Annotated in this window: 1 protein-coding gene; it reads right to left on the reverse strand. The window is 69.0% G+C overall.

Annotated features, from left to right (window positions below; genetic code table 11):
• Positions 1–10: 10 nt before the first annotated feature.
• Positions 11–780 (reverse strand): IS5 family transposase gene (locus PV410_RS44605; RefSeq protein ID WP_500332394.1). Its coding sequence is split into 2 segments (ribosomal slippage): positions 11–480 and positions 480–780, totalling 771 coding nucleotides; the frame shifts between segments, so codons are not numbered across the junction.
• Between the last annotated feature and the right edge of the window lie 4 nt (positions 781–784).

Here is a 784-nt window from a genome sequence, read left to right on the forward strand (position 1 = left end):
ACTGATCGTTTCAGAATGAAGGTCGGAGTCGTCGGAGGCAGATGATGCTGCAGGCGAGTTCCAGGAGGCCCTGGTGGAGGTCGGCGCGGCGTTCGTAGCGGATCCGCAGTCGTTTGAACTGATGGAGCCAGGCGAAGGTGCGCTCGACGACCCAGCGAGTCTTGCCCAGGCCGGAGCCGTGGGCGACGCCGCGGCGGGCGATGAGGGGCTTGATGCCTCGCTTCCACAGCAGCCGGCGGTACTTGTCGTAGTCGTAGCCGCGGTCCGCGAACAGGCGCTTGGGCTTGCTGCGCGGACGTCCCCGAACTCCCCGTATTCGGGGAATCGCGTCCAGCAGCGGGATCAGCTGCGTCACGTCATGCCGGTTCCCGCCGGTCACGGACACCGCCAACGGGGTGCCGCGGCAGTCGACGATCAGGTGGTGCTTGGAGCCGGGGCGGGCCCGGTCGACCGGCGACGGCCCGACATGGTCCCCCCTTTGAGGGCCCTGACATGGGAGCCGTCGATCGCGCAGTCGTCCATCTCCAGCAAGCCCGTCTTGCGTAGTTCGGCAAGGAGTTCCGCGTGCAACCGGGGCCAGACACCGGCTTCGGTCCAGTCCCGCAGGCGACGCCAGGCGGTCACGCCCGAGCAGCCCACCACCTGTGCGGGTACGTCCCGCCAAGCCACACCTTTGCGCAGCACGTAGATGATGCCCGCCAGCGCAACGCGGTCAGGCACCCGAAGCCGGCCTGGGTGCCGGTGCCTTCGCGCGGGCTGCTGCGGCAGCAGCGGCGCTATGCGC

Source organism: Streptomyces sp. PA03-5A (assembly GCF_033792725.1).
Classification (GTDB): Bacteria; Actinomycetota; Actinomycetes; order Streptomycetales; family Streptomycetaceae; genus Actinacidiphila.